The 25,031-nt window shown below is 70.4% G+C and carries 28 protein-coding genes and 1 pseudogene; 13 read left to right on the top strand and 16 right to left on the bottom strand.

Annotated features, from left to right (window positions below):
• Positions 1-208: pseudogene (locus AC1D2K_RS06520) on the top strand (thiamine-phosphate kinase); the annotation flags it as partial.
• A gap of 15 nt (positions 209-223) precedes the next feature.
• On the opposite strand, the gene AC1D2K_RS06515 reads toward AC1D2K_RS06520, so the two are convergent.
• A complete protein-coding gene (locus tag AC1D2K_RS06515; RefSeq protein WP_478087261.1) occupies positions 224-2,041 on the bottom strand; it encodes an ATP-binding response regulator in 1,818 nt (605 codons plus the stop codon).
• Positions 2,041-2,649 carry a response regulator gene (locus AC1D2K_RS06510; protein WP_478087259.1) on the bottom strand — a complete coding sequence of 203 codons (609 nt, stop codon included), beginning with the start codon at positions 2,647-2,649 and terminating at the stop codon, positions 2,041-2,043. The genes AC1D2K_RS06515 and AC1D2K_RS06510 overlap by 1 nt, the downstream gene beginning before the upstream one ends.
• 123 nt (positions 2,650-2,772) lie before the next feature.
• On the opposite strand from AC1D2K_RS06510, the gene AC1D2K_RS06505 reads away from it, so the two are divergent.
• A complete protein-coding gene (locus AC1D2K_RS06505; RefSeq protein ID WP_478087257.1) occupies positions 2,773-3,042 on the top strand; it encodes a hypothetical protein in 270 nt (89 codons plus the stop codon).
• A 124-nt stretch (positions 3,043-3,166) separates the two neighbouring features.
• On the opposite strand, the gene AC1D2K_RS06500 is transcribed toward AC1D2K_RS06505, so the two are convergent.
• Positions 3,167-4,603, bottom strand: a complete 1,437-nt coding sequence (locus AC1D2K_RS06500; protein ID WP_478087255.1) for an MFS transporter — start codon at positions 4,601-4,603, stop codon at positions 3,167-3,169.
• Between the two features lie 93 nt (positions 4,604-4,696).
• Between AC1D2K_RS06500 and AC1D2K_RS06495 the strand changes: the two genes are divergently transcribed.
• The 5 genes from AC1D2K_RS06495 to AC1D2K_RS06475 are packed head-to-tail and all read left to right on the top strand — an operon-like array spanning position 4,697 to position 7,308.
• Positions 4,697-5,362 (top strand): helix-turn-helix transcriptional regulator, encoded by a 666-nt coding sequence (locus AC1D2K_RS06495; RefSeq protein ID WP_478087254.1) that lies wholly within the window; start codon positions 4,697-4,699, stop codon positions 5,360-5,362.
• A complete protein-coding gene (locus AC1D2K_RS06490; protein ID WP_478087252.1) occupies positions 5,362-5,916 on the top strand; it encodes a phosphatidylglycerophosphatase A family protein in 555 nt (184 codons plus the stop codon). Before AC1D2K_RS06495 ends, AC1D2K_RS06490 begins: the two co-directional genes overlap by 1 nt.
• Before the next feature lie 7 nt (positions 5,917-5,923).
• Positions 5,924-6,436, top strand: coding sequence for a CinA family protein (locus AC1D2K_RS06485; RefSeq protein ID WP_478087250.1), 513 nt, complete (start codon positions 5,924-5,926; stop codon positions 6,434-6,436).
• A gap of 57 nt (positions 6,437-6,493) precedes the next feature.
• Positions 6,494-6,979 carry a nuclear transport factor 2 family protein gene (locus AC1D2K_RS06480; RefSeq protein ID WP_478087248.1) on the top strand — a complete coding sequence of 162 codons (486 nt, stop codon included), beginning with the start codon at positions 6,494-6,496 and terminating at the stop codon, positions 6,977-6,979.
• A 20-nt stretch (positions 6,980-6,999) separates the two neighbouring features.
• Entirely contained in the window at positions 7,000-7,308 is a 309-nt protein-coding gene (locus AC1D2K_RS06475) for a GNAT family N-acetyltransferase (RefSeq protein ID WP_478087247.1), read from the top strand.
• Between the two features lie 172 nt (positions 7,309-7,480).
• Here the strand turns inward: AC1D2K_RS06475 and AC1D2K_RS06470 are convergent, their stop codons facing one another.
• From AC1D2K_RS06470 to AC1D2K_RS06455, 4 genes are all read right to left on the bottom strand, one after another.
• Positions 7,481-7,717, bottom strand: a complete 237-nt coding sequence (locus tag AC1D2K_RS06470; protein ID WP_478087245.1) for a hypothetical protein — start codon at positions 7,715-7,717, stop codon at positions 7,481-7,483.
• Between the two features lie 18 nt (positions 7,718-7,735).
• Positions 7,736-7,990, bottom strand: a complete 255-nt coding sequence (locus tag AC1D2K_RS06465; RefSeq protein ID WP_478087244.1) for a DUF3297 family protein — start codon at positions 7,988-7,990, stop codon at positions 7,736-7,738.
• On the bottom strand, positions 7,987-9,192 hold the full coding sequence (locus AC1D2K_RS06460; RefSeq protein ID WP_478087266.1) for an MFS transporter: 1,206 nt from the start codon (positions 9,190-9,192) through the stop codon (positions 7,987-7,989). Before AC1D2K_RS06460 ends, AC1D2K_RS06465 begins: the two co-directional genes overlap by 4 nt.
• A gap of 214 nt (positions 9,193-9,406) precedes the next feature.
• Positions 9,407-10,189, bottom strand: coding sequence for a UPF0149 family protein (locus AC1D2K_RS06455; RefSeq protein ID WP_478087243.1), 783 nt, complete (start codon positions 10,187-10,189; stop codon positions 9,407-9,409).
• Between the two features lie 10 nt (positions 10,190-10,199).
• Between AC1D2K_RS06455 and AC1D2K_RS06450 the strand changes: the two genes are divergently transcribed.
• Together AC1D2K_RS06450 and AC1D2K_RS06445 are read left to right on the top strand one after the other, a co-directional pair.
• Entirely contained in the window at positions 10,200-11,909 is a 1,710-nt protein-coding gene (locus AC1D2K_RS06450) for an FMN-binding glutamate synthase family protein (protein WP_478087241.1), read from the top strand.
• A complete protein-coding gene (locus AC1D2K_RS06445; protein ID WP_478087239.1) occupies positions 11,906-12,802 on the top strand; it encodes a hypothetical protein in 897 nt (298 codons plus the stop codon). The genes AC1D2K_RS06450 and AC1D2K_RS06445 overlap by 4 nt, the downstream gene beginning before the upstream one ends.
• Here the strand turns inward: AC1D2K_RS06445 and AC1D2K_RS06440 are convergent.
• The 3 genes from AC1D2K_RS06440 to AC1D2K_RS06430 form a co-directional block, all read right to left on the bottom strand.
• A complete protein-coding gene (locus AC1D2K_RS06440) occupies positions 12,799-13,260 on the bottom strand; it encodes a putative toxin-antitoxin system toxin component, PIN family (RefSeq protein WP_478087264.1) in 462 nt (153 codons plus the stop codon). The two genes, AC1D2K_RS06445 and AC1D2K_RS06440, sit on opposite strands and share 4 nt — an antisense overlap.
• 132 nt (positions 13,261-13,392) lie before the next feature.
• On the bottom strand, positions 13,393-14,097 hold the full coding sequence (locus AC1D2K_RS06435; protein WP_478087237.1) for a glutathione S-transferase N-terminal domain-containing protein: 705 nt from the start codon (positions 14,095-14,097) through the stop codon (positions 13,393-13,395).
• Between the two features lie 61 nt (positions 14,098-14,158).
• A complete protein-coding gene (locus tag AC1D2K_RS06430) occupies positions 14,159-15,370 on the bottom strand; it encodes a THUMP domain-containing class I SAM-dependent RNA methyltransferase (RefSeq protein WP_478087235.1) in 1,212 nt (403 codons plus the stop codon).
• 64 nt (positions 15,371-15,434) lie between these two features.
• On the opposite strand from AC1D2K_RS06430, the gene AC1D2K_RS06425 reads away from it, so the two are divergent.
• Genes AC1D2K_RS06425 through AC1D2K_RS06410 form a run of 4 tightly spaced genes read left to right on the top strand, consistent with a single transcriptional unit; the run spans position 15,435 to position 19,062 of the window.
• The gene (locus AC1D2K_RS06425) at positions 15,435-17,204 is read left to right on the top strand and encodes a sensor histidine kinase (RefSeq protein ID WP_478087233.1); all 1,770 of its coding nucleotides are present in this window, start codon (positions 15,435-15,437) and stop codon (positions 17,202-17,204) included.
• 18 nt (positions 17,205-17,222) lie between these two features.
• Complete coding sequence (locus AC1D2K_RS06420; protein WP_478087231.1) at positions 17,223-17,825, top strand: cytochrome b; 603 nt, start codon at positions 17,223-17,225, stop codon at positions 17,823-17,825.
• On the top strand, positions 17,822-18,406 hold the full coding sequence (locus tag AC1D2K_RS06415; protein WP_478087229.1) for a YceI family protein: 585 nt from the start codon (positions 17,822-17,824) through the stop codon (positions 18,404-18,406). Before AC1D2K_RS06420 ends, AC1D2K_RS06415 begins: the two co-directional genes overlap by 4 nt.
• 38 nt (positions 18,407-18,444) lie before the next feature.
• A complete protein-coding gene (locus AC1D2K_RS06410) occupies positions 18,445-19,062 on the top strand; it encodes a YceI family protein (protein WP_478087227.1) in 618 nt (205 codons plus the stop codon).
• 2 nt (positions 19,063-19,064) lie between these two features.
• Here the strand turns inward: AC1D2K_RS06410 and AC1D2K_RS06405 are convergent, their stop codons facing one another.
• The 6 genes from AC1D2K_RS06405 to AC1D2K_RS06380 all read right to left on the bottom strand — a co-directional run.
• Positions 19,065-20,585 (bottom strand): phospholipase D family protein, encoded by a 1,521-nt coding sequence (locus AC1D2K_RS06405; RefSeq protein ID WP_478087262.1) that lies wholly within the window; start codon positions 20,583-20,585, stop codon positions 19,065-19,067.
• A gap of 72 nt (positions 20,586-20,657) precedes the next feature.
• A complete protein-coding gene (locus AC1D2K_RS06400; protein ID WP_478087226.1) occupies positions 20,658-22,244 on the bottom strand; it encodes an RNA polymerase factor sigma-54 in 1,587 nt (528 codons plus the stop codon).
• Positions 22,245-22,257: 13 nt separating this feature from the next.
• Complete coding sequence (gene lptB / locus AC1D2K_RS06395) at positions 22,258-23,052, bottom strand: LPS export ABC transporter ATP-binding protein (protein WP_478087224.1); 795 nt, start codon at positions 23,050-23,052, stop codon at positions 22,258-22,260.
• Entirely contained in the window at positions 23,049-23,741 is a 693-nt protein-coding gene (lptA, locus tag AC1D2K_RS06390; RefSeq protein WP_478087222.1) for a lipopolysaccharide transport periplasmic protein LptA, read from the bottom strand. Before lptA ends, lptB begins: the two co-directional genes overlap by 4 nt.
• Before the next feature lie 154 nt (positions 23,742-23,895).
• The gene (locus AC1D2K_RS06385; RefSeq protein ID WP_478087221.1) at positions 23,896-24,546 is read right to left on the bottom strand and encodes a thiol:disulfide interchange protein DsbA/DsbL; all 651 of its coding nucleotides are present in this window, start codon (positions 24,544-24,546) and stop codon (positions 23,896-23,898) included.
• Positions 24,547-24,630: 84 nt separating this feature from the next.
• Positions 24,631-25,031: SPOR domain-containing protein (locus AC1D2K_RS06380; protein ID WP_478087219.1), on the bottom strand; the 401-nt coding region annotated here is incomplete at its 5' end.

Here is a 25,031-nt window from a genome sequence, read left to right as displayed (position 1 = left end):
CGCCTGCGCCCTGGCGGGCGGCGACGACTACGAACTCGCCTTCACGGCACCCGCTTCGGCGCGCGCCGCGGTCGAGCAGGCGGCCCGCGCGAGCGCCACGCCGGTCACGCGCATCGGCGTCATCGAGCCCGAGGCGGGGCTGCGCCTGGTCGATGCCCAAGGCGCCCCCGTGGCGCAGCGCTTCGCGTCCTTCGACCACTTCGCCTGAGCGGGCTCGGGCCGTTCAGGCGCGCCGCCGGCGTTCCATCGGTACCTCTTCGAGCACCGCGAACGCGGAATCGATTTCGAGCTCGTTCAGCACGCAGGTCAGTCCGCGGTAGAGCTGGTCGGGAGACACCGGCTTGTGCAGCAGCGGAACGCCGCTGGCACGGGCCTCGCGCAGCCGCTGCGGTGCGGTGTCGCCGGTGATCAGCAGCGCGGGCAGGCGCTCGCCGAACTCGGCCCGCAGCGTGGTGATCGCCTCGGCACCGGTGCGGAGTTCGCGCAGGCGATAGTCGCTGATGACCAGCCCCGGCGGGTTCGCGCGCGCCAGCGCCAGGGCCTCCTCGATCGAGTCGGCGACGTCGCATTCGCAGCCCCAGGCGCTCAACAGCTGCCGCATGCCGGCGCGCACCGCTTCGTCGTCATCGATCACCAGCACCCGGACGTCGAAGACGCGCGCGTGGCCCGCGGCAACCTCCAGCCCGGCGCTCGCCACCCCCATCTGCGCGAGCGGCAGCGCGAGCCGGAAGACGCTGCCGCGCTGCGGCTCGGACACCAGCGACAGCGTGTGGCCCAGGGCACGCGCCAGGCCCTGCGCGATGGCCAGGCCCAGCCCCAGGCCCTTGCGCCGGTCGCGCTCGGCATTGCCGAGCTGATGGAACTCGCGAAAGATCTCGCGATGCTGGGTCGGCTCGATGCCGATGCCGGTGTCCCAGACCTCGATCAGCAGCTCGCTGCCGCGCCGGCGGGAGGCGACCAGCACCCCGCCGCTGTCGGTGTAGCGGATCGCATTCGACACCAGGTTGCGCAGGATCAGCGCCACCAGCGCCGGGTCCGAGCGCACCGCCGCATGGGTCTCGCGCGAGCGGTAGACGATGCCCTTGGCGTCGGCCTGCGGCGCCAGTTCGTTCTCCATTCGGTTGAGCAACGGCTGCAGCGGGAAGTCCTGCATCTGGGGCTCGACCACGCCGGCCTCGATGCGCGAGAAGTCGAGCAGGGTGTCGAGCATCTCGGCCGAGGCATGCCAGGTGGCGCGGGCGTTGGCCAGGGCGTCGTACTGGGCGGCCGACAGCTTGCTGCGGGCCAGCACCTCGAGGAACAGTCCCTGCGCATGGATGGGCTGGCGCAGGTCATGGCTGGCGGCGGCAAGGAACTTGGACTTGGCCAGGTTGGCCTGGTCGGCCTTCAGCTGCGCCGCCTGCGCATGGCCGGTCTCCACCTGCAGCCGTTCGATCAGTTCGAGGTTCTCGAAGCGCAGGTCGATCGCCGCGCGCGCCGCCCGGGCGCTGTTGCGCGCCTGGCCGAGCAGCGTGGCGACGTAGAGCACGGCAGCCACCCCCAGCGCGTTGTAGGCCGGGTCGCCCAGCAGCACCAGCTTGGCKGCCACCACGGCCACCTCGACCGTGCCGAACACGACGAACACCGGCAGCACCGGCGACAGCGAGGACATCGAGCTGCCGGCGACGCCCGCGAGCACCGCGATCACAAGAATGCTGCCGGTGACCGAGGTGGTGCCCAGCGCCACCCACGCCAGCGCGCCCCACGCGGCGGCGTCGATGAAGTTGAGCGTCATCTGCCGCCACACCAGGCGGCGCGCGCGCTCGTACGAGATCTCGCAGGCCAGCGTGCGGCGGGCATCACGGGCGCAATACAGCTTGATCAGGATCACCGTGCCGGCCCAGAGCCGCAGCGCCAGCGCATTGCTGTCGTTGGAGAGCACCCAGACCAGCAGCAGCGCGACCAGGATCGTCGGGATGACCGAACTGCCGATGTTGCCGAGCTGCAGCCGGAGCTGCTCGACCAGCGTGCGCCCATCGGCCAGGCGCGGGAATCTGGACATCAGGCGACCAGCCCCCTGCGGCGCGCCGCGAAGCCCGCTTCCGAACGGCTCGACACCTGCAGCGCCGCCAGCACCGCCTGCACGTGCCCGCGCACCGTGTTCTCCGACAGCCCGAGGCGGCGTCCGATGACCTTGTTCGGCAGGCCCTGGCACAGCAGGTCGAGCACCTCGGACTGGCGTGGCGTCAGCAACTGGGGCGACCCGCCGCCCGTCGGCGCCGGCGTGCCGGCGGTGGTCGGCTCGCCGCGCCGCAGTTGTTCGATCACGGTCAGGATGTTGTCGGCGGTGCCGGCCTTCGAGACGAAAGCCGCCGCGCCGCGCTCCGACGCCATCCGCACGTTGTGCGGCCCGGCATCGGAGGACAGGATGACCACCGCCGCCTGCGGCCATTTGCGCTTTACGAGCGCGATGCCCTCGAGCCCGTTGAGCCCTTGCAACTGGATATCGAGCAGCACCAGCGCGGGTTCGTCCATCGCCGAGCGAAGCCCCTCTTCCAGGGAGCTCGCCTCGGCCACCTCCAGCTCGGGAATGCCGGAGGCGAGCACCATGCGGAGCCCGCAACGGAACAACGCGTGGTCGTCGATGAGAAGAATTCGGGCGGGCAGCATGACGCGACGATTCTGCGCGAAGTCGAACCGGTCCAAATGGACTATTTACCCACGGCCGCCTTGCCGCGACGATTCAGGCGCCAAAGCCAATCCGTTGACGAACCACTGCCTGCGCCCCGCCGAATGAAGCCCTTGATCGACATCCAACGCATCGGACCGGATGCCTACTGCCACCGCATCAGCGCTCAGGGCGGTGCGGCGCAGGAGGCCAGCCGCGACTTCGTCGCGCTGGAGCATTGCCTGCGCGATGCGGGCGAATCGCTGGGCCGCTATTTCGCGCAGGTGGAACTCAAGTTCGACGGCCTGTTCCTGGGCGCCTGCGCCGTCGATGCGCTGCGCACCACCCCCCAGGCCGTGGCCCGCCGCATTTCGCAGCATTTCCAGCCGGCCTGATCGCCAGTCTCAGGCCGACGCCGGGCCGCCAGCGCGGCGAAGTCCGCGCTTCGCACGGACGGGCGGCCTGCAGCTTCCCCTTGGGGGGCAGCGACCACACGAAGTGAGGGAGCGTGGGGGCTCATCAGCCCCGCGCAGCAACAAAACGCTGCGCCAGCAGGGCCGCCAGCGCCGGCGCCAGCGCAAAACTTGCGAACAGCCACGCGGCCGCCGATTGCGCGCCCGCCGCGCCGCCGGGTTCGGTCAGCCCTGCGGCATTCGCCACCAGGCCGGCCACTGCGGCGCCGATCGCCATGCCGTAGAGCTGCACGGTCGTGATCGATGCCGACGCCAGGTTCTCCTCGCCAGGCCGCGCCAGCGTCAGCACCCGGGTCAGCAGATGCGGCCACCCCATGCCCACGCCAAAGCCGGTGCAGGCCAGCGCAAGACCGAGGCCGAGCGTCTGGAACACCGGCGTGAAGCGCACCACGGGCACGAGCAGCAGCAGCCCGAGCAGGCCCAGCGTGCTGACCACCGGGCCGAGGCGCAGCATGCGGTCGGCGCGCGGACCCGTGCGGCCCGCGGACAGCAGCGATGCGGCGCTCCAGCCGCCCGCCATCGCGGCCGTGAGATAGCCCGCGGCCAGCGGCGAATGGCCGTGCAGCGTCTGCAGGAAGTAGGGCACGAAGATCTCCGTGTCGGTGCCGATCAGGAGCAGCGCGACGCAGGCATAGATCGCACCGAACGCGGTGAAGGGCGCGTAGGCGCCGGTGGGCAGCAGCCGGACCGTCGCCCGCCGGTCGACGCGCGCCAGCACCACGCCCAGTGCCAGGCCGAAGAGCACCAGGCCGATCTGGCCGGGCAGCGTGTCGAACAGGCTCGCCGTCGCGACGCAGAGAGCCGAGGCGATCAGCAGCAGGATCTGGCCGATCGGCAGGGCGGCGCGCGGGGCCTCCCGCTCGGCCGCGCCGGCACGCGACGGCAATTGCACGCTGACGATCAGGGCCTGGACCAGCGCGACCGGAAGCAGGGCCCAGAAGGCCCAGCGCCAGTGGCCCAGTTGCGCGAAGACGCCGCCGACCGCGGGACCGCACAGGGTCGCGACGCCCCACATGCCTGAGACCAGCGCGACCGCGCGCGGCCACAGGCTGGCCTCGAACATGAAGCGGATCAGCGCATAGCTCAACGCCGCCAGCACGCCGCCGCCCAGCCCCTGCACGGTGCGCCCGGCCAGCATCCAGGCCATGCCAGGGGCCGTCGCGCAGCCGACGCTGCCCAGCACGAAGACCGCCAGCGCCGCCAGGTAGGTCCGGCGCGGCCCCAGTTCCTGGAGCAGGCGCACCGACAGCGATGCGCCGAGGATCGACGCCGCCACGAACAGCGTGGTGTTCCAGGCGTACCAGGCGACGCCGCCGATGTCCTGCACGACCGAGGGCAGCACCGTGGTCACGATGTGCACGTTGATCGCATGCAATGCGACCCCGCCAGTGACGGCGACGGCCCGCCAGGCGTTGCGCCCCGAGAACAATTCGCCCCATGAAGCGGTGCGGGTCGGGACGGCAGCGGAAGAAAGCGAGGTCATGGCGGAACGAGGCTGCCGGGCAGGCATATTATCAAAGCAACTGCTTGCATATTAGCAGTCACTCGCAATTAGACAAGTAAAATCTTGGGGAATATGACGTCCAGTTCCACGGCCGACCGCATCCTGCTGCTGCTGAAAAGCCGCGGCCCGACGTCGACGGCCGCGCTGGCCGCCTGGCTGCAGACCACGACCGAGGCGGTGCGACAGCAGGTGCACAAGCTGGCCGACGCCGGGCTGGTGCGCGGCGTCAGCGAGGCGCCCTCCGGCGTCGGGCGGCCGGGCCAGGCCTGGTCGCTGAGCGCCAGCGGGCACGCGCGTTTTCCCGACCGGCACGCCGAACTCACGCGGACGTTGATCGACACGGTGCGCGAGGTGTTCGGCGAAGCCGGGCTCGAGCAGCTCATTGCGCGGCGCGAGAGCGCTTCCCGCGCTGCCTACCTGGAAGCCTGCCGGGACCTGCAGGATCTGGAGCCGCGGCTGCGCAAGCTCGCCGCGCTGCGCGACGACGAAGGCTACATGGCACGGCTGGAGCCCGACGGCCACGATTGGCTGCTGATCGAGGACCACTGCCCGATCTGCGCCGCCGCCGAGACCTGCCAGGGCTTCTGCCGTTCCGAACTCGATGTGTTTCGCGAGGTCGCCGGTCCGCAGGGCCGCCTGCGCCGCGAGGAACATCTGATCGCAGGCGCGCGCCGCTGCGTCTACCGCATCACGCCGCTCCCCGCCTCCGGGCCAAAGATGCGCGACACTGCGGGCTGATGCAAGCCGATCCCGATTCGCCCTCTCCCGCCGTCCCGTTTCGCCCGACGCTGCGCTTCCTGTTCGCGCATCCCGCGCACCTGATCGCCCTGGGCTTCGGCTCCGGCCTGCCGCGCCACGCACCCGGCACCGTGGGCACGCTCTGGGCCTGGGTCGCGTTCCTGGTGATGGAGCGCTGGCTGTCGAGCGCCGCGATCGGCTGGGTGATCCTGGCCTCGCTGCCGATCGGCTGGTGGGCCTGCACGGTCACGGCGCGCCACATGCGGGTGGCCGACCCCGGCAGCATCGTCTGGGACGAGGTGGTCGCCTTCTGGATCGTGCTCTGGCTGGTGCTGCCCGGCGGCCTGCTGGCCCAGCTCATCGCCTTCGGCCTGTTCCGCTTCTTCGACGCCGTCAAGCCGGGCCCGGTCGGCTGGGCCGACCGGTTGTTCAAGCCCCACGGGTCCGACGCCGGGACGATGCGCTGGAGTGCCGCGGGCCTGGGCATCCTGTTCGACGACCTGGTGGCGGCCTTCTGCACGCTGCTGGTCATCGCCGCCTGGCGTGCATGGTGAAGTGACGATGAACCCCTCCCCGATCCCCCCTCCCGACCTCGACGTTCCCGCACTGGTGCTTCAGCTGGCCGAACTGCTGCAGCACCGGCGCTGGATGATGGCCACCGCCGAGAGCTGCACCGGCGGCCTGATCGCCGGCGCCTGCACCGATCTCTCCGGCTCGAGCGCCTGGTTCGAGCGCGGCTTCGTGACCTATTCGAACGCGGCCAAGGCCGAGCTGCTCGGCATCGACGCAGCACTGATCGAGGCCCACGGCGCGGTCAGCGAGCCGGTGGCGCGGGCCATGGCCGAAGGCGCGATCGCGCGCTCGCAGGCCCAGGCCGCGGTCGCGGTCACCGGCGTCGCCGGGCCCACCGGCGGCTCGCCCGACAAGCCGGTCGGCACCGTCTGGTTCGGCTGGTCGGTGGACGGCCGCGTGCGCACCGAGCGCCGCCGCTTCGACGGCGACCGCGCCACGGTGCGCGCGGCCACGGTGCAATACGCGCTGCAGACGCTCGCAGAGCTGGTGCGGAGAGCCTGAGCCCCCACGCTCCCTCACTTGGTGTGGTCGCGGCGACCGGCTGAATTAGGATGGCGCATGCGCACCGAACAAACCCTCCGCCGCCTCTATGACGCGTTCGCCGTGCTCGACGCCGACACCATGGCGAGCTGCTATGCGCCCGAGGCGCGCTTCGACGACGAGGCCTTCTCGCTGCGCGGAGCGCGCGAGGTCGGCGGCATGTGGAAGATGCTCTGCGGCGGCACAAAGGCCAAGGGCGCCGCGGTCTGGAAGCTCAGCTACCGCGACCTCGAGGCCGACGCCACGAGCGGCAAGGCGCACTGGGACGCGCACTACCTCTTCAGCGCCACCGGGCGCATCGTCGACAACGCGATCGACTCGCGCTTCACCTTCACGCCCGAGGGCCTCATCGCCACGCAGCGCGACCGCTTCGACTTCTGGCGCTGGTCGCGGCAGGCACTGGGCGCGCCCGGCCTGCTGCTGGGCTGGTCGCCGATGCTGAAGAAGAAGGTGCGCACCACCGCCGCGGCGAACCTCGCGGCCTTTCTCGCCCGCAACCCCTGACCTGCCTCCACGGAACACCCATGACCGACATCACGATCGCCGACAACCCCGCCGAGCACCGCTACGAGGCCCGCATCGGCGGCGAACTCGCGGGCTACTGCGAATACAACCTGCTGAGCGAGGCCATCATGTTCACCCACACCGAGGTGCTGCAGGCCTTCGAGGGCAAGGGCGTGGCATCGGCGCTCGCGCGTCACGTGCTCGACCAGGCACGGGCCGACGGCAAGCACGTGATTCCGGTCTGCCAGTTCATCGCCGGCTATATCCGCAAGCACCGCGATTACGCGGACCTGGTGCGCCCGGACGTGCAGCGGGCGTTCAAGATCTGAGGGCTCAGGCCCCCACGCTCCGCACTGCGTGTCGTCGCTGCCCCCCGAGGGGGCGCAGTCCGGCTTGGGGCGGCCCGGCGCCGGACTCCGGCCCCCACGCTCCGCACTGCGTGTCGTCGCTGCCCCCCGAGGGGGCGCAGTCCGGCTTGGGGCGGCCCGGCGCCGGACTGGCTCAGTCGCAGCGGTAGGTGACTTCCCCGGTCGGGGTGCCCGGCCCCTTGGCATCCAGGAAGCGCATCGGTGCGCCGAAGTTGCGGCAGTAGGCCTCCGCCTCCTGCGCGGTGGGCGACTTGAACACGCCGTCGCCGAGCCAGGTGACCCGCGGGGCGGGTCGCGACGCGCATCCGGCGGCGATGGCCGCAAGCGTGAGGAGGGAAAGGGTGGCGAAGGGTCGCATCGGGAAGCGCATGGTGGTGGCCGGACCGGCTCAGCCCTGATAGAACACTTCGACCTTGCCCTTGAGCTTGATCAGCAGTGGCTTGCCCTTGCGATCGAGCGTCCTGCCTGCGGGCACCTTGATCCAGCCTTCGCTGATGCAGTACTCCTCGACGTCCTTGCGCTCCTTGCCGTTGAATCGGATGCCGATGTCGTGTTCGAAGACTTCGGCGACGTGATGCGGGCTGCGCGGGTCGATCGACAGATGGTCGGGCAGCGGTGGCGGGGTGGGAGTGGTTTCGGTCATGAATGTGGATTTCTCGAAGGGCTCCATTTTGAAGCGTCCGGCGCCGGCAGCCAGGCGAACGCCACGGTGGCGGCGACCAGCAGCCCCGCGATGGTCGCCAGCACGGCGCGGAAGGCCTCGATGCCATGGGCCGCACCCCACGAGGCCGCGGCGCCCGTGACCCACTGCATCAGCGCCACGCCGAGGAACATCGCCATCGTGAAGACCGCCATCGCGCGGCCCGTGATCGCCGCCGGATAGGCCGCCCGCACGTCGGCGTATTGCCAGACGATGAAGCCTCCGAGCAGCCCGATCAGGATCGTGGCGCCGACATCGACCCAGGCCTGCGTGAAAAAGGCAATCGCCGCGAACAGCCCGGCGTAGACCAGGCTGCAGCCGATGATGCGGCGACGCCGCGCCGGACCGTCCCGGTCCAGCTGACCGAACAGGGGCGGCCCGACCAGCGAGACCAGCGAGACGACCAGCGCCACATGGCCGCTCTGCACCAGCGAATAGCCATGGCGCTCGATCAGGAGCGGCCCGAGCCAGAGCCCGCGCAGCGAGATGAAGGCCGCATAGGTCACGGCCCCCAGCACCATGATGCCGAACGTGTGCGGCAGCGCGAACAGGGCGCCGAACTGCCGCAGCGCCTGCGCCACCGACTCCTTCGGCGGGCTGTCCGGCCGCGCCGGCTCGCGCACCCGGTGCCAGATCGCCAGCCAGGCCAGCGCCGAGGCCGCCGCCAGGACGACGAAGCCCATGCGCCACGAGCGCTCCTGCACCAGCCACGCGAGCGGCGTGCCGGTCAGCAGCATGCCGACGCTGCCGATGCCCAGCACCAGCYCCGACACCGAAGCGAATCGCGCAGCGGGGAAATGCCGCGCGATGAACACCGTACAGACCAGGAAGGCCGGCGCGCAGCCGATGCCGATCAGCACCTGGCCGGCCACCAGCACCCCGTAGTCGGTGGACAGCGCCGACAGCAGTGCGCCCGCGATGGCGAGCGGGAACGCGGTCAGCACGGTGCGGCGCACGCCGTGCAGGTCGATGCCGATGCCCATGAAGAGCTGCATCGCGCCGAACGCGAAATGGAAGGCGGCCGAGAAGAGGCCGAGCGCCTGCGGCGAGAGCACGAACTCCGCCTGCAGCTGGCTGGCCATGATCGCGCCCACGGTGCGAAAGGCCTGGCTCAGCGCGAACGCGGTGCACAGCGCCAGGACCATGGCCCAGGCGGCGCGCGCAGACAACCCACCCGGTGCGGCGTTCAAGTGCCCGCCTTCGCCAGACGGATGTTCCAGGAGCCGCGCTGGGCGCCCCCGGCCGGCGCAGCCAGGCCCGTTGGTGAAACACCGCGGAACCGGCTTCGCCGGGCCGCTGGTGTTGCCCCCGGTAGGGGGTGGGCGGCTACACGAAGTGAGCCAACCTGGGGGCGAGCCCCTACGCCCCGTGGCACTTCTTGAATTTTTTTCCGCTGCCGCAGGGGCAGGGATCGTTGCGCCCCGGGGTCGCTTCCTTGCGGATCGTCTCCACGCGCGGCCCCATGCTGCGCCACAGCTGGCGCAGGTCGTACACGGCCCAGATCGCGGCGCCGAAGTCGTCGACCCGCTGCTGGCTCACGCTGGGCGGGCCGTCCTCGGCGTACATCGAGAGCGCGGGCTTGCCGGTGTCGTCTTCGGTCAGCGTGACGATGGCGTCGAGCGCCTCGTCGAGCATCTGCGCCGCTTCCTTGTCGCGCGGCGGCGCCCAGTCCTCGGGCCAGTTCTCGACCGCGAACATGAAGCCCAGCGCCCAGACCTGGGCGAAGGACGGGATCGCCTCGCCGGCCATCTCGGCGCGCTCTTCCTCGGGCAGCGCCGCGATCGCGCCGCGGGTGTCGAGCACCTCGGGCTGCCAGGTGCGCTCGTCGTCGAGCGACTGCACATCGGCGTCCAGGCCGCTTTCGATCTCGCGCCAGCGCCGCTTCCAGCGCCAGACGAACTCCATGTGCTGCGCCGGCACGAAGCCCTCGCCGAGCAGCACCGGCCAGTATTCCGCCGGCTCGATGGGGCGCCGGGTGCAGACCAGCGCGGCCATGAAGCCCTCGCAGAACTCCCATTGCGGCGTCTCGTCGTCGTGCTCGCGCAGGGCGTCGAGGACCTGGTCCTGGGCGTCGAAATCGTCGGGGCCGAGCGGTGCGTTGTCGGGCTGGGCGGGGGTCGGGGTGTCGGGCTGGGTTGTCATGGCGTTACGAATGCAGCCCTCTATGATGCAGCAAGGCTTCCGGAGACTCCCTATTTCGACATCGACGATTGCGCCGTTCCCGGCGCGCTACACCGCGTTCGCGCTGTGCGCGGCCGGCCTGGTCGCGAGCGTGGTGGCGGTTCTGCTCGTGCCGGACCGCTGGACCGCATGGATCGCCCTCGCGGTTTTCGGCGTGCTCTGCGGCACCGGCGTGCACGACCTGYGCCAGACCCGCCACGCCATCCTGCGCAACTACCCCGTCATCGGTCACTTGCGCTTCCTGCTCGAGTACATCCGGCCCGAGATACGGCAGTATTTCATCGAGAGCGACGCCGAAGCCGCGCCGTTCTCGCGCGCCCAGCGTTCGCTGGTCTACCAGCGCAGCAAGGGCGAGCCCGACAACCGGCCCTTCGGCACCCAGCTCGACGTCGCGATCGCCGGCTACGAGTGGATCAACCACTCGATGCAGCCGACGAAGCTGGCCGACCACGACTTCCGCATCGTCATCGGCGCGACGCCGAACCCGGCCTCGCCCGCGGGCGAAACCTGCACCCGGCCCTACAGCGCCAGCGTCTTCAACATCTCGGCGATGAGCTTCGGCGCGCTCTCGGCCAATGCCATCAAGGCGCTCAACCAGGGCGCGAAGATGGGCGGCTTCGCGCACGACACCGGCGAGGGCTCGATCTCCTCGCACCATCGGGTGCACGGCGGCGACCTGATCTGGGAGATCGGCTCGGGCTACTTCGGCTGCCGCAACGACGACGGCTCGTTCAGCGAGGAGCGCTTCGTCGCCAATGCGGGCGACCCGCAGGTCAAGATGATCGAGATCAAGCTGAGCCAGGGCGCCAAGCCCGGCCACGGCGGCGTGCTGCCGGCGCCCAAGGTGACGTCCGAGATCGCGGCCGCGCGCGGCGTGCCGGTGGGCGTCGACTGCGTCTCGCCGTCCTCCCACAGCGCCTTCTCGACGCCCACCGAGATGATGCATTTCATCGCCCGGCTGCGCGTGCTGTCGGGCGGCAAGCCCACCGGCTTCAAGTTCTGCCTGGGGCATCCGTGGGAATGGTTCGCGATCGTCAAGGCGATGCTGGAGACCGGCCTCACGCCCGATTTCATCGTGGTAGACGGTGCCGAAGGCGGCACCGGCGCGGCACCGGTCGAGTTCAGCGACCACGTCGGCGCGCCGCTGCAGGAAGGCCTGCTGCTGGTCCACAACACGCTGATCGGCGTCGGCCTGCGCGACCGCGTCAAGATCGGCTGCGCCGGCAAGGTGATCACCGCCTTCGACCTGGCGCGCATGATGGCGCTGGGCGCCGACTGGTGCAACGCGGCGCGCGGCTTCATGATGTCGCTGGGCTGCATCCAGGCCCAGGCCTGCCACACCGGCTTCTGTCCGACCGGCGTGACCACCCAGGACCCGGTACGCCAGCAGGCGCTGGTGGTGCCGACCAAGGCCGACCGGGTGCGCAACTTCCACCGCAGCACGCTGCATGCGCTGCAGGAACTGGTGCAGGCCGCCGGCCTCGACCATCCGCAGCAGATCACGGCCCACCACATCGTGCGCCGCATCTCCGACACCGAGGTGCGGCTGCTCAGCAACCTGGTGATGCAGGTGCAGCCCGGCGCGCTGCTCGGGCGGTTCGACGGCCAGCACAGCGTGTTCCGCACCTACTGGCCGCTCGCCAGCGCGCAGAGCTTCCAGCCTCTCGCCATGTCCCCATGAACCCGGTCAGACGGGGCGGATCGCCCACACGCGTCCAGATGCGCAAGGGCATGGCGTCGGCACCGGCGCCGCTGGAACCGGGCACGGCGCCGCAGCCCGGCGACTACGCCGAGTTCCTGCGCACCGCGCTGCCGCAGCAGGCGCGGGCGGTCGCCAGCCATCGTTTCGGCAACGAGCGGGTCTGGCTCAAGAAGGCCGGCCCGCGCCACGGCAAGCTGCGCTACCACCTGCTGGCGGCCATCGCCGGGGCGCTGCGGCTCGACGTCTTGCGGCCGGTGCCGAATCCGGGCGGCGAGGCGGCGATCGCGATCGAGGCCGACCGGCTGCGCCAGCTCGGTGCCGCGGGCCTGCGGGTGCCGGCGGTGCTGGCGCAGCAGGGCGACGGCCTGCTGATCTCCGACCTCGGCCAGAGCGGCCGCCCTCCGGTGGTGCTGCAGGAGCGGCTCGACCAGGCCGCCGCCGTGGGGCCGGTGGCGCTGCTGGCGACCTGGCGCGAGGGCCTGGCCGCGATCGCCATCGTGCATGCGCGCGAAACCTACCTGAGCCAGGCCTTCGACCGCAATCTGGTGCAGTGCCCGGACGGCACGATCGGCTACATCGATTTCGAGGACGACCCCGGAGAGACGCTGCCGCTGGCCGRATGCCAGGCGCGCGACTGGCTCAGCTACCTGCATTCCACCGCGATGCTGGTCGACGCCGCGTCGCCGCATGCGGCCGCCGCGCACTGGCACGCGATGCTGGACCAGGCGAGCGACGAGGTGCGCGACCGCCTGGCGGTCGCGGCGCGGCGCATGCGCTGGCTGCGGCACCTGCCCGCGGGCCGGCGCTGGGGGCGCGACACGCAGCGGGTGCGGGCCGTGGCGCGCTTGCTGGCGCGGTGGTACGGCGGCTAGGGCCGGCGCCAGTCCCTGGACACCTCGACGCCCCACGGCGCGAGCCGCTTGCGCATCGACAGCACGGCCCGGTCCTTGCTCAGCAGCCGTGCCCGCTGCGCCACCGCGAGGTCGATGAAGATCTGGTCGTCGGGGTCGCGGCAAGCGCAAGGCGCGCGTGCCGGCACGCCGTCGACCTGGCGCGTGCGGGCGTCGAAGGCCGCCAGGACCTCGCCCGCCGCCCGCCCCCGCGTCTTCAGGCGGGCGGCGATCAGCGGATAGTCGAGCACGCGCGCGAGTTCGTCGCGCATCGCCGCGGTGACGACCCATTGCAGCTCGCCGGCGTCCAGCGCCGCAGCAAGCGCCGCATGGCCGGGGTCGTCGAACACCAGCAGGTCGAGCGCGATGTTGGTGTCGATGACGACACCAGGCCGGCGCCGGGCCGCCCCAAGGCGGCCTGCGGCCCCCTCGGGGGGCAGCGACCCACACGCAGTGGGGGAGCGTGGGGGCTCAGGCCGGCGCCGGGCCGCCCCAAGGCGGCCTGCGGCCCCCTCGGGGGGCAGCGACCCACACGCAGTGGGGGAGCGTGGGGGCAATTCAGTCACGCCGCCTCAGCCGCGCTTCGGGATGCCTAGGCCGGCCGCGACCGCGGGCCGGGACAGGAACTTATCGAGGGCTCGCATCACGTTCGGGAAGTCGGCCATGCCGACCAACTCGCCGGCCTCGTAGAAGCCGATCAGGTTGCGTACCCAGGGAAAGGTCGCGATGTCGGCGATCGAGTAGCCGTCGCCGAGGATCCAGTCGCGCCCTTCGAGCTGCCGGTCGAGCACCTTCAGCAGGCGCCTGGCTTCGGCCACATAGCGGTCGCGGGGCCGCTTGTCCTCRTAGTCCTTGCCGGCGAACTTGTTGAAGAAACCGACCTGGCCGAACATCGGACCGATGCCGCCCATCTGGAACATCAGCCACTGGATCGCTTCGTAGCGGCCGGCGGGTTCCTGCGGGATGAACTTGCCAGTCTTGTCTGCGAGGTAAAGCAGGATCGCGCCCGATTCGAACAGCGCCAGCGGCCTGCCGCCCGGCCCGTTCGGATCGAGGATCGCCGGGATCTTGTTGTTCGGACTGAGCGAGAGGAATTCCGGCGAGGTCTGGTCGTTCGATTCGAAGCTGACCAGGTGCGGCTCGTAGGGCAGGCCGGTCTCCTCCAGCATGATCGACACCTTGACCCCGTTGGGCGTYGGCAGGGAATAGAGCTGCAGCCGGTCCGGATGAACGGCGGGCCATTTCTGGGTGATCGGGAAGGCGGACAGATCGGTCATGAAAATGCGGGTTTCTGCGAGAGCCGCATTCTGGCCCGAAACGCCAATCCGGGCCGACGCGTCAGACCTTCCGCGCCGACCCCGCCACCATGTCGAACCTGAACAGCCGGCATTCGATCGGCCCGTTCCACATCGGCACCCGGCGCGACTCCTTGAGCCGCATGCGCTTGGGCAACTGCAGGTCGGGCGTCAGCACCCAGGCGGTCCAGCCGGCGTAGTTCTTTTTCCAGTGGCTGGCGAGCTGGACGAAGAACTCGCCGCCATCCTCGGTCTGCGCGTCCTCGCGGCCGCGCGCCACGCCGCCGACCTCGATCCGCTCGCCGTAGGGCGGGTTCAGCACGATCACGCCCGACTCGGCCGGCGGCATGCGCTGCAGCGCATCGCCGCCGCGGAACTGGATCGCCGCCGACACGCCCGCGCGTTCGGCATTGCGCTCGGCGAAGTCGACCATGCGGTGCGAGACGTCCGAGCCGAAGATCGCCGGCGCGGGCTGCGTCGGCGCCGGCACCGCCCCGGCCTTCAGGGCCGCCCACACATGCGGCTGGAACGGCAGCAGCTTCTCGAAGCCGAAGCGCCGCAGCGAGCCGGCCGCGATGCCGGACGCGATCTGCGCCGCCTCGATCGCGATCGTGCCGCTGCCGCAGCAGGGGTCGTACAGCGGCTCGACAGAGACCGCACCGGTCTCCGGATTCCACCAGCCGCTGGCCGCCAGCATCGCCGCGGCCAGGGTTTCCTTGAGCGGCGCATCGCCCTTGTCCTGCCGCCAGCCGCGCTTGAAGAGCGGCTCGCCCGAAGTGTCGATGTAGAGCGTGCAGAGGTCGGTCGTGAGGTGCGCGAAGACGCGGCAGTCGGGCCACTGGGTCTCGATGCTCGGCCGCACGCCGCCCGCCTTGGCGCGGAAGCGGTCGGCGATCGCGTCCTTGATGCGCAGGGTGGCGAAGTTGAGGCTCTGCAGCGGGCTGTGCTGCGCCGTGGTCTCGATCTTGAAGGTCTGCTTCGGCGTGAACCAGATCTCCCAGGCGACGCCGCTGGCGATCGCGTAGAGGTCGTTCTCGCTGCGGTAGGGCGCCTGCGCGAGCTCGATCAGCACGCGCTGCGCGAGCCGGCTGTGGAGATTGAGCTTGAGCGCGTCGCGCCAGTCGGCGCGCACCCGCACCCCGCCGCGCAGCGTGAGCAGGTCCTGCCCCACGCGGCCGGTCAGCGCATGCACTTCCTGCGCCAGGAAATCCTCGACGCCGGCGGCGCAAGGGAGGAAAAGCGAAAGATCGTTCACCGTGCGATTGTCGCCTCGACGGAGCCCCCCGCCAGCGGCTTGCTGTTCTATAGTGGACCGGCCGATGAGCTCCTCGCCCCTCCCCGCATCCCCCGAGGCCTCCAGCGCCAACGGGTTTGCCATCCGCTGCGAGGTGCTGCGGCTCAGCGCCCAGCCCAGCGGGCTGGTGCTGCTCTTCCAGTTCCTGCTCGACTGCGGCGTGGCGGCGCTGTTCGCCTGGCAGTACTCGGTGCCGCACGCGATCGTCTGGATTGCGCTGATCGCCGCCACCACCGCCTACCGCGGCTTCTTCCCGCAGCGGCTGCCCCAGCCGCTGACCCCCGCGAACCTGCCGCCCGCCCTGCGCCTGCACACGCTGCGCATCGCGGTGCACGAAGGCGCCCACGGCCTGGCCGGCGTCCTGCTCTTCAACCCGGCCGATCCCACGGCGCAGCTGATGATCGGGCTGGTGGTGATGGCGATGACGCTGTCCTCGGCCTTCTCGGTCTCCTACTACACCCCGGCCATGCAGCTTGCGATCGCGCTGCTGCTGGCGCCGGTGATCGTCATGGGCCTGGCCTTCGGGGCGCCGACCATGAAGGTGCTGTCGGTGCTCGGCATCGGCCTGCTCGCGATGGTCTGGAAGCTGGTGTCCGAGCGCGCCCGCCAGCTCGAGGAGAACATCGGCCTGCGCCACAACGAAAGCACGCTGCGCGCGCGGGCGCTGGCCGGCCTGCACGCGTCGCAGCAGGCCCAGGCCGAGCGCCTGCGCTTCTTCTCGGCCGCCAACCACGACCTGCGCCAGCCCGTGATGGCGATGGGCCTGCATGCCGAGGTGCTGCGCCAGCAGTTGAGTGCCGGCGAGGACACGCTCAGCGTGCTGGGCACCGTCGCCGCGCTGTCGAAGGCCCAGCAGGCGCTCGAGGGGCTCACCGACCAGCTGCTCGAGATCGGGCGCATCGAGGCCGCCGCCGACCCGATCTCGCCGGTGGCGGTCGCGCTGGCGCCGCTGTTGCACGAGTTCGCGCGCCAGGCTGCCAGCGGCCGCGTGCGGGTGCGCTGCCCGGCGACCGCCGTGGTCTGGACCGATGCGGTCGCGCTGCGCCGGATCCTCGGCAACCTGGTCGACAACGCGCTCAAGTTCACGCCCCGGGGCCGCGTGCTGCTGGCCTGCCGCCAGCGCGGCGAGGCCTGGCGGATCGAGGTCCGGGACGCCGGCATCGGCATCCCGGCAGAGGCCCAGGAGCGCGTGTTCGGCGACTTCGAGCAGATCGGCAACGTCGAGCGCAACCTGCAGCGCGGCCACGGCCTGGGCCTGGCGATCGTGCGGCGGCTGGCATTGCGGCTGGGCGTCGAGATCATGCTGCGCTCGGCGCCAGGACGCGGGTCGGTGTTCGCCTTCGTGCTGCCGGCCGCGCCGCAGGGCGTGCCGCTGGCGCCCTCGCCCGCCGCGGGCGTCGAGCCCGCATTGACGCCGCAGACGCGGAGGCTCGCTCCCGGGCTGGTCGTGCTGGTGGTCGAGGACAACCTCGTGGTGGCCGACAGCATCGCGGCGCTGCTGCGCCTCTGGGGCGCGCGGCCCGAGGTCTGCACCAGCGCCGCCGAGGCGCTCGCGCTGCCCGATCTCTCGGTCTTCGGCATCGCGCTGTGCGACATCCGGTTGCCCGGCGAACTCGACGGCATCGCGCTGGCGACCGAGCTGCAGCGCCGACGCCCCTCCCTCGCCATCGCGCTGGTCTCGGCCGACATCGACGACGCCACCCAGCAACTGGCCCGCGAGCGCGGCTGGCAGGCGCTGCGCAAGCCGGTGCAGCCCGCGATGCTGCACGCGCTGCTGCGGCAGGCGCAACGCTGAACCGCCTATGCTTCGGCCATGCCCGACGCGCTGCCGACACCCTTGGTCGATTCCAACGACGCCCCGCGCTACGGCCCGGTGGCGATCGCCCTGCACTGGCTGCTCGCGCTGACGATCCTCGGCGCCGTCTGCCTCGGCCTGTCGATGACCGGTCTGCCGCTCTCGCCGCTGCGACTCAGGCTCTACAACTGGCACAAGTGGGCCGGCATCACGATCCTGGCGCTGTCGGCCGTGCGCCTGCTGTGGCGCCTGTCCCACCCGCCGCCGTCCCTGCCGGCGCGCATCCGGGCGGCCATGCCGGGCTGGCAATGGGCGGCGCACCGCGGGTTGCACCTGCTGCTCTACCTGCTTTTCTTCGCCGTGCCGCTGCTGGGCTGGGCCTACAGCTCCTCGCTGGGCTTCCCGGTCGTGTGGCTGGGGGTGCTGCCGCTGCCGGACTTCGTGCCGGTCGACAAGGATTTCGCCGAGGCGGTGCTCAAGCCGCTGCACAAGATCGGCGCCTTCGGCCTCGCCGCGGCGGCGCTGGTCCACGCCGCGGCCGCCCTCAAGCACCACTTCGTCGACCGCGATGGCCTGCTCGACCGCATGTCGCCCCTTTCACCCCGGCAACGTCTCCCATGACCCTCCTTGCCATGGCCTGCCGCGGGTGGTGCGCGGCGGCGCTGATCGTCGCCGGCACGGCCGCCGCCGAGCCGCCGGCACCGGCGAAACTGCTGCCGGCCCCGAGCCGGATCGCCTTCGTGTTCAAGCAGATGGGCGTGCCGGTGGAAGGCGTGTTCAGGAAGTTCGATGCCCGGATTGCCCTCGACCCGCGCAAGCCCGAAGACGGCAGCGTCGCGCTGCAGATCGATGTCGCCAGCGCCAGCCTGGGCATCCCGCAGACCGATGCCGAGCTGCCCAGGCCCACCTGGTTCGACAGCGACCGTTTCCCGAAGGCGGAATTCCATTCCAGCGCCATCAAGGCGCTGGGCAGCGGCCGCTTCGAGGTCGCCGGCCGGCTGACCATCAAGGGCAGCAGCCGGGACGTGGTCGTGCCGGTGGAGATCATGCAGTCCTATGGCCAGTCGACCGCGACCGGAAGCCTTACGATCCAGCGCCTCGCCTTCAGGATCGGMGAAGGCGAATGGACCGACACGTCGATGGTGGCCGACGACGTGCAGGTGCGCTTCAAACTGGTGCTGACCGGCCTCGGCCCGCTGTGAAATCCTTCGATGTTTCCACCTTCATCCGAAAGCGCGCCATGAAGAAATTGCTCACACTCGCCGCGCTGGCGACCGCGGCGGCACTGGCCGGCGCCCAGCACGCACCCGAGGCGGCCGCCAAGCCGGCCGGCGGCCCTGCCAAGGGCGCGAGCTACGTGGTCGACCCGACCCACACCTTCGTCAACTACGAGATGGGCCACTACGGCACCACCACCAACCGCGGCCGCTTCAGCACCAAGGACGGCCAGGTCAAGATCGACCCTTCGGGCACCGCCGGCAAGATCGACATCACGATGGACATCAGCTCCATCAACACCGGCGTCGACCTGCTCAACCGGCACCTGCTGAGCAAGGACTTCTTCAACGTGGCCGAGTTTCCAACCGCCCGCTTCGTCGCCGACCAGATCGACTTCAGCGGCGACAAGGTCACGCAGGTCAACGGCACGCTCACCTTGATGGGCAAGAGCCGCCCCGTGGCGCTCAAGGCCAACCGCTTCAACTGCTACCTGAGTCCGCTCATCAATCGCCAGATCTGCGGCGGCGACTTCGAGACCACGGTGGAGCGCAGCCAGTGGGGCATCAGCTGGGGGCTCGCCTTCGGCTTCGAGGACAAGGTGAGGCTGCTGGTGCAGGTCGAGGCCATCAACATCCAGTAGCGCTACAGCAGGCTCTCCGGCGCCAGCGGCGCGAGCAGTTCCAGCATCACGCGGTCCCACAGGCCCGAGTCGGGCTCCACGGTGAGCACGTCCTCGGCCTCGCCCTCGCGGCTGACCCATTCGAGCGCTTCGCCGCCGTCGGCGAAGCGCACCCGGTAGGCGCCCTGCTGCTTCAGCACGTCGAGCAGCTTCAGGACCTGCTGCGCCAACTCGGGGCTGGCGATGAACAGGCCGATCTCCGTGTTGTGGGTGTCCGAGCGCGGATCGAAGTTCATCGAGCCCAGGAACAGCGCCCTGCGATCGAAGATCGCCGCCTTCGCGTGCAGCCGGCCGACCTGCGAGCCGAACAGGCCGAGCCGCACGCTGCGCTTGGTGCGTGCCGAGCTCAGCTCGTGGATCTCGACGCCGAGCCGCAGCATGTCGGGCCGGTAGCGCCGGTAGCCGGTCTGGACCAGCGGCTCGTCGGTGGCCGCCAGCGAATTGGTGACGACGCTGATCCGGACCCCGCGCCCGCGGACCTCGCGCATCACCTCCAGCCCCGCCTGGCCCGGGATCAGGTAGGGCGACACCAGCGTGACTTCGGCGCGCGAGCGCCGCATCTGCTCGATCACGTTGTAGCGCACGCTGTCGACGTCGAGCAGCGGCACCCCGCCATAGGAGGCGGTCTTGCCGACYACACGGTCGGGCGAGTCGGCATAGGCCTCGGCCAGGGTCCAGATCAGGCCGAGCCGGGCGCCGTCCTTCAGCTCCGGCCCCAGCGGCGCGTAGCCCAGCACGTCGTTCGGTGCCGGCGGRCGCGGCGCCGCCGTGGTTGCGGGGCCGGTGGCCTGATCGAAGCGCTGCTGCAGCTCCTCGCGCGGCAGCGAGGATGCGACCACGCTGCCGATCGGCCGCACGTAGGGGCTGTTCCAGTACAGGTCGAACAGGCTGCCGAGGCGTTTCACCAGGGCGCCGGCGACGAAGGTGTCGATGTCCAGGAAGTTCGCGCCGGCGGTCTGCGTGAAGTACTGGCTGCCGATGTTGCGCCCGCCTGCCACCGCCATCGCGCCGTCGGCGATGAAGAGCTTGTTGTGCATCCGGCGATTGACGCGGTCGAAGTCGAACAGCGAGCTCGAGAAGCGCTGCAGCAGGCTGCCGCGGCCGGCTGGGAAAGGGTTGAACAGCCGCAGCTCGAGGTTCGGCGTGGCGGCCAGCGCCAGCAGCAGGTCGTCCTCGCCCGAGGTGTAGAGGTCGTCCATCAGGAGCCGCACGCGCACGCCGCGCAGGGCCGCATCGCGCAGGGTGCGCAGGAAGTAGCGGCCGGTGTCGTCGTTCTCGATCTGGTAGTACTGGACGTCGAGCGTGCGCTCGGCGCGGCGCGCGAGCTGCAGCCGCGTGTCGAGCGCGAAGTCGCCGCCGGGCATGAGCCGGAAACCGCTCAGATCCGGATCGGGCGACGAGGCCTTGACGATCCGGCCCAGCGCGGTCGCGCCCGAGGCCGTGATGGCACTCGAGGGCGGGCGCTCGACATCGGCCGGCAGCATCGCGCAGCCGCCGACCAGAAGCACCGCCGCCGCCAATGCCGCACCGAGCCGCCACCCGCGCACCAGCACGCCCTAGAGCGCCTTGCGCAGATTGGCCGGCGCGATGCGCAGCGCCTCGCGGTACTTCGCGACGGTGCGGCGTGCGCATTCGATGCCCTGCTCCTTGAGCATCTCGGAGATCTGGCTGTCGGACAGCGGTTTCTTGAGGTCCTCGGCGCTCACGAACTGCTTGATCAGCGCCCGCACCGCGGTGCTCGAGGCATTGCCGCCGGTCTCGGTGCCGAGCGCCGAGCCGAAGAAGTACTTGAGCTCGAACGTGCCGTAAGGCGTCGCCATGTACTTGGCGGTGGTCACGCGGCTGATGGTCGATTCGTGCAGGCCGAGTTCGTCGGCGATCTCGCGCAGCACCAGCGGGCGCATCRCCAGCTCGCCGTGCACGAAGAAGCTCTTCTGCCGCTCGACGATCGCGTTCGACACCCGCAGGATGGTGTCGAAGCGCTGCTGGATGTTCTTGATGAACCAGCGCGCCTCCTGCAACCGCTGCGAGAGCGCCTGGCTGCCCTCGCCCTTGTGCTGCTTGAGCGCGCCCGCATAGATGTCGTGCACGCGCAGCCGCGGCATGACCTCGGGGTTCAGCATGACGCGGAACTTGATGTTGGTGCTGGTGCCGTTGGCGATGCGCGTGACGATCACGTCCGGCACCACCACGTTGCGCTCGACGTCGACGAAGCGGCGGCCCGGCTTGGGCTCGAGCCGGGCGATCAGCTGCAGGGCGGCGCGCACCTCTTCCTCGTTGCTGCGCGCGAGCGTCGCCAGCCGCTTGAAATCGCGCCGCGCCAGCAGCTCCATCGGCTGCTTGCAGACCGCGATCGCGGTCTGGCGCACCCGCGCCTCGTCGGCACCCTCGCCGGGGTGCGCCAGGGCGCGCAGCTGGATCGTCAGGCACTCGCCGAGGTTGCGGGCGCCGACGCCGACCGGCTCCAGGCTCTGCAGCAGGCCCAGCGCGACCTGGAAGTGATGCACCAGGTCGTCGAACTGGTCGTTGTCGTCGCCGGCCAGGCCCGAGGCCAGGGCCGGCAGCGAATCCTCGAGGTAGCCGTCGTCGTTGAGCGACTCGATCAGGAAGCGCAGCGCGGCGCGGTCGGTCTCGCTGAGCCTCAGGCCCAGCGCCTGCCGATGCAGGAAGGACTGCAGCGACTCGTGGCTGCGCGCCAGTTCGGTGGCGTCGGTGCGTTCGTCGCCGAGGTTGTTGGCGCGCGCGGGCGCATCGCCGCCCCATTCGCTGTCGTCGGGCGCCACGTCGACCGTGCCGTCGCCTTCCCAGTCGGGCTCGGCGTCGGCGGCGTCGAGCGGCGCCGTCTCGGCCTCGGGTGTCGCGACCGCAACCTCGGCGGCAGCGGCCGCGGGACCGGGGGCGTAGTCGCCGTCGCCTTCGGCCTGCCGGTCGTCGTCGCGCACCGGCGCATCGGCGGCGTCCAGCCCGAACTCCTCGCGCGCCGCCTCTTCGGCCGTCCGCTCGAGGAAAGGGTTGTCGTCGAGCATCTGCTCGACTTCCTGGCTCAGCTCGAGGGTGGACAGCTGCAGCAGCCGGATCGATTGCTGCAGTTGCGGCGTCAGCGCCAGATGCTGGGAGACGCGAAGCGAAAGCCCCTGCTTCATCGAGATAAGGCCCCTACATCCGGAAATGTTCGCCCAGGTACACGCGTCGCACCTCGGCGTTGTCGACGATCTCCGAAGGCGTGCCTTGTGCCAGCACATGCCCGTCGCTGATGATGAACGCGTGATCGCAGATGCCAAGCGTCTCGCGTACGTTGTGGTCGGTGATGAGCACGCCGAGGCCGCGCTCCTTCAGGAAGCTGATGATCCGCTGGATCTCGATCACCGCGATCGGGTCGATGCCGGCGAAGGGCTCGTCCAGCAGGATGAAGCGCGGCTGCGTCGCCAGGGCGCGCGCGATCTCGACCCGGCGGCGTTCGCCGCCGGACAGCGACAGCGCCGGTGAATCGCGCAGGTGGTCGACGCGCAGGTCGGCCAGCAGTTCGCCCAGCCGCTCGTCGATGTGCGCCTTGCTGAGCGGCACCATCCGGCCGTGTTCGTCGGGCTCGCTCTGCAGCTCGAGCACTGCGCGCACGTTTTCCTCGACCGTCAACTTGCGGAAGATCGAGGCCTCCTGCGGCAGGTAGCTCAGGCCCATGCGCGCGCGACGGTGGATCGGCATGTGGGCGATCGGCTCGCCGTCGATCCAGATCTCTCCGGCATCGGCCCGCACCAGCCCGACGATCATGTAGAACGAGGTGGTCTTGCCCGCGCCGTTGGGGCCCAGCAGCCCGACCACTTCGCCCTTCTGCACGGCGAGCGACACATCCTTCACGACCGTGCGGCTGCCATAGCTCTTCTGCAGGCTGCGCGCCTCCAGCCGGCTGACCGGCTGGCCATCGCTTCCATTCAACCCGGCGGTTTCGATCACTTCTTGGACTCTCCGCCGAGCGTGGTGGTGGAACGCAGGCTGTTGCCCGGAGCCGGAGCCGGGGTCGCCGCGGGCTTGGCACCGCCGCTGCCGGGCGCCGGGGCGGCCGCCTTGGGCGTCAGGATGACCTTGACGCGGCCGCTCGCCTGTGTCGCCACGCCGGCGTTCGGCGGCAGCGAGGAGCCGTTGACCGTGAAGGTGTCGTTGCTCTGGTCGTAGACGATCAGCGGGCCGCTGCTCTCGTCGCTCACCGTGGCGCCGATCAGGCGCCGCATGACCGCGCGGCGGATGAACTTCACGTTGTCGGCGCGGCTGTCGTACTCGATCACTTCGCCCTCGCCCTCGATCCACTCGTCGGTGCCGGCGTTGCGTTTCTGCTTGAAGTACGCCAATTTGCCGGGTTCGGCCGTGACCACGCCGTACTGGTAGCCCTCGGGGTCCTGGCGAACGTCGATGCGGGTGCCCCGGATCTGGATCGTGCCCTTGTTCACGACCACGTTGCCGGTGAACACGCTGGTCTGCTTGAGGTCGTCATAGCGCATCGCGTCGGCCTCGATGTTCATCGGCTTGCTCCGGTCGGCCTGCTCGGCCTGCGACAACGACGCGCATCCGGCCAGCGCCAGCGCCAGGCAAAGCACGCGACCGAATCGACGAGGAGAAATGGAGGTGAAGGAGAAGGGCGATGTCATAGAGGCACGAAACTTGCTGTGCGATTGTATGCGTCCCGTGGACGCCGCCTCGCGCGGCCTTGACGAAAAAGCCCGCAGAAGCGGGCTTCAATGACGAGATCGTGGCGGCGACGGCAGGCGACAGGCGCCGCCACCCTGCGCGCCACCGGGCCGCTCAACCCTTGCGGGCTTCGGCGATCAGGAAGTCGACCACCTGGAGCGCGCGCTCGAGCGAGCCCGCCGTGTCGCCATCGACGTACCAGCGCCCGGCCACGCCGAGGGCCGGCACGCCGGCCACCTGGTAGTCGGTGGTGAGCTGGGTGGCGCGCTTGGCCTTGCCGACCACCGAGAAGGACTTGAACAGCTCGGCGAACTTCTTCGCATCGAGGCCGGGCTGCTTTTCCACCCAGGCGAGGATCGCGGCGTCGCCAGTCAGGTTCAGGCGCTGCTGGTGGATGGCCTGGAAGACCTTGGGCTGGAATTCGTCGACCTTGCCCATCGCCTCGAGCGCGTAATAGAAGCGTTGCTTGGCCTCCGTGTCGTTGCCGACGAACGGCACCGGGATGCGACGGAAAACGACATAGGGCGGCAACTTCTTGACCCAGGCTTCCACCTGAGGCTCGAAGGCCGCGCAGTGCGGGCAGTTGTAGGAAAAGAACTCGAGCACCTCGACCTTGCCGGCGGGCGCATCGACCGGCGCCGGCTTGCGCAGGACGATGTAGTCGGTGCCGGCCTTGATGGGACGGGCCTGCTGCGCATGCGAGGGCGCAGCCAGCGGAAGAAGCCCCAGCGAAGCGGCGGCCAGCGAAAAATCACGACGTTTCATGTTTCAAATCCTTCTGTACGGCTTGAAAGAGCCCGCGATGCGGGATGGAGTTCCCGGATCGGGCGAACTGGAGACGATGCAGCTTCAACGCTGGACGCGGACCAGGGCCGATTCGAGGCCCCCGCCGTCGAGCCGTTCCTTGAGCTGGTCGGCGTCGTCCTTCTTGTTGAACGGACCGGCACGCACGCGGTAGACGGTGCGGCCGGCCTGCTCGCGCTCGGTCACGCGCGCCTCCACGCCCATCAGCGAAAGCTTCGCGCGCTGCGCATCGGCATCCTCCTGGGTGCGGAAGGCACCGGCCTGGACGAAATACATGAACGGGTCGGTGCTGGTGCCGGTGGCCGCTGCAGCCCCGGTGCCGGAGCGCGCCTTGGCGAAATCACCGATCGGGTCGTTCGAGGGCGGCAGCGCGTTGGCTTCGGCCGGAACCGGCGCGGTGCGCGCCGGCCGCGGCGCGGCCGTCGAGTCGCCGCGCGCACCGGGCG

This window comes from Variovorax sp. P1_H12_2 (genome assembly GCF_056405335.1).
This window is presented reverse-complemented; position numbering and strand designations above follow the sequence as displayed.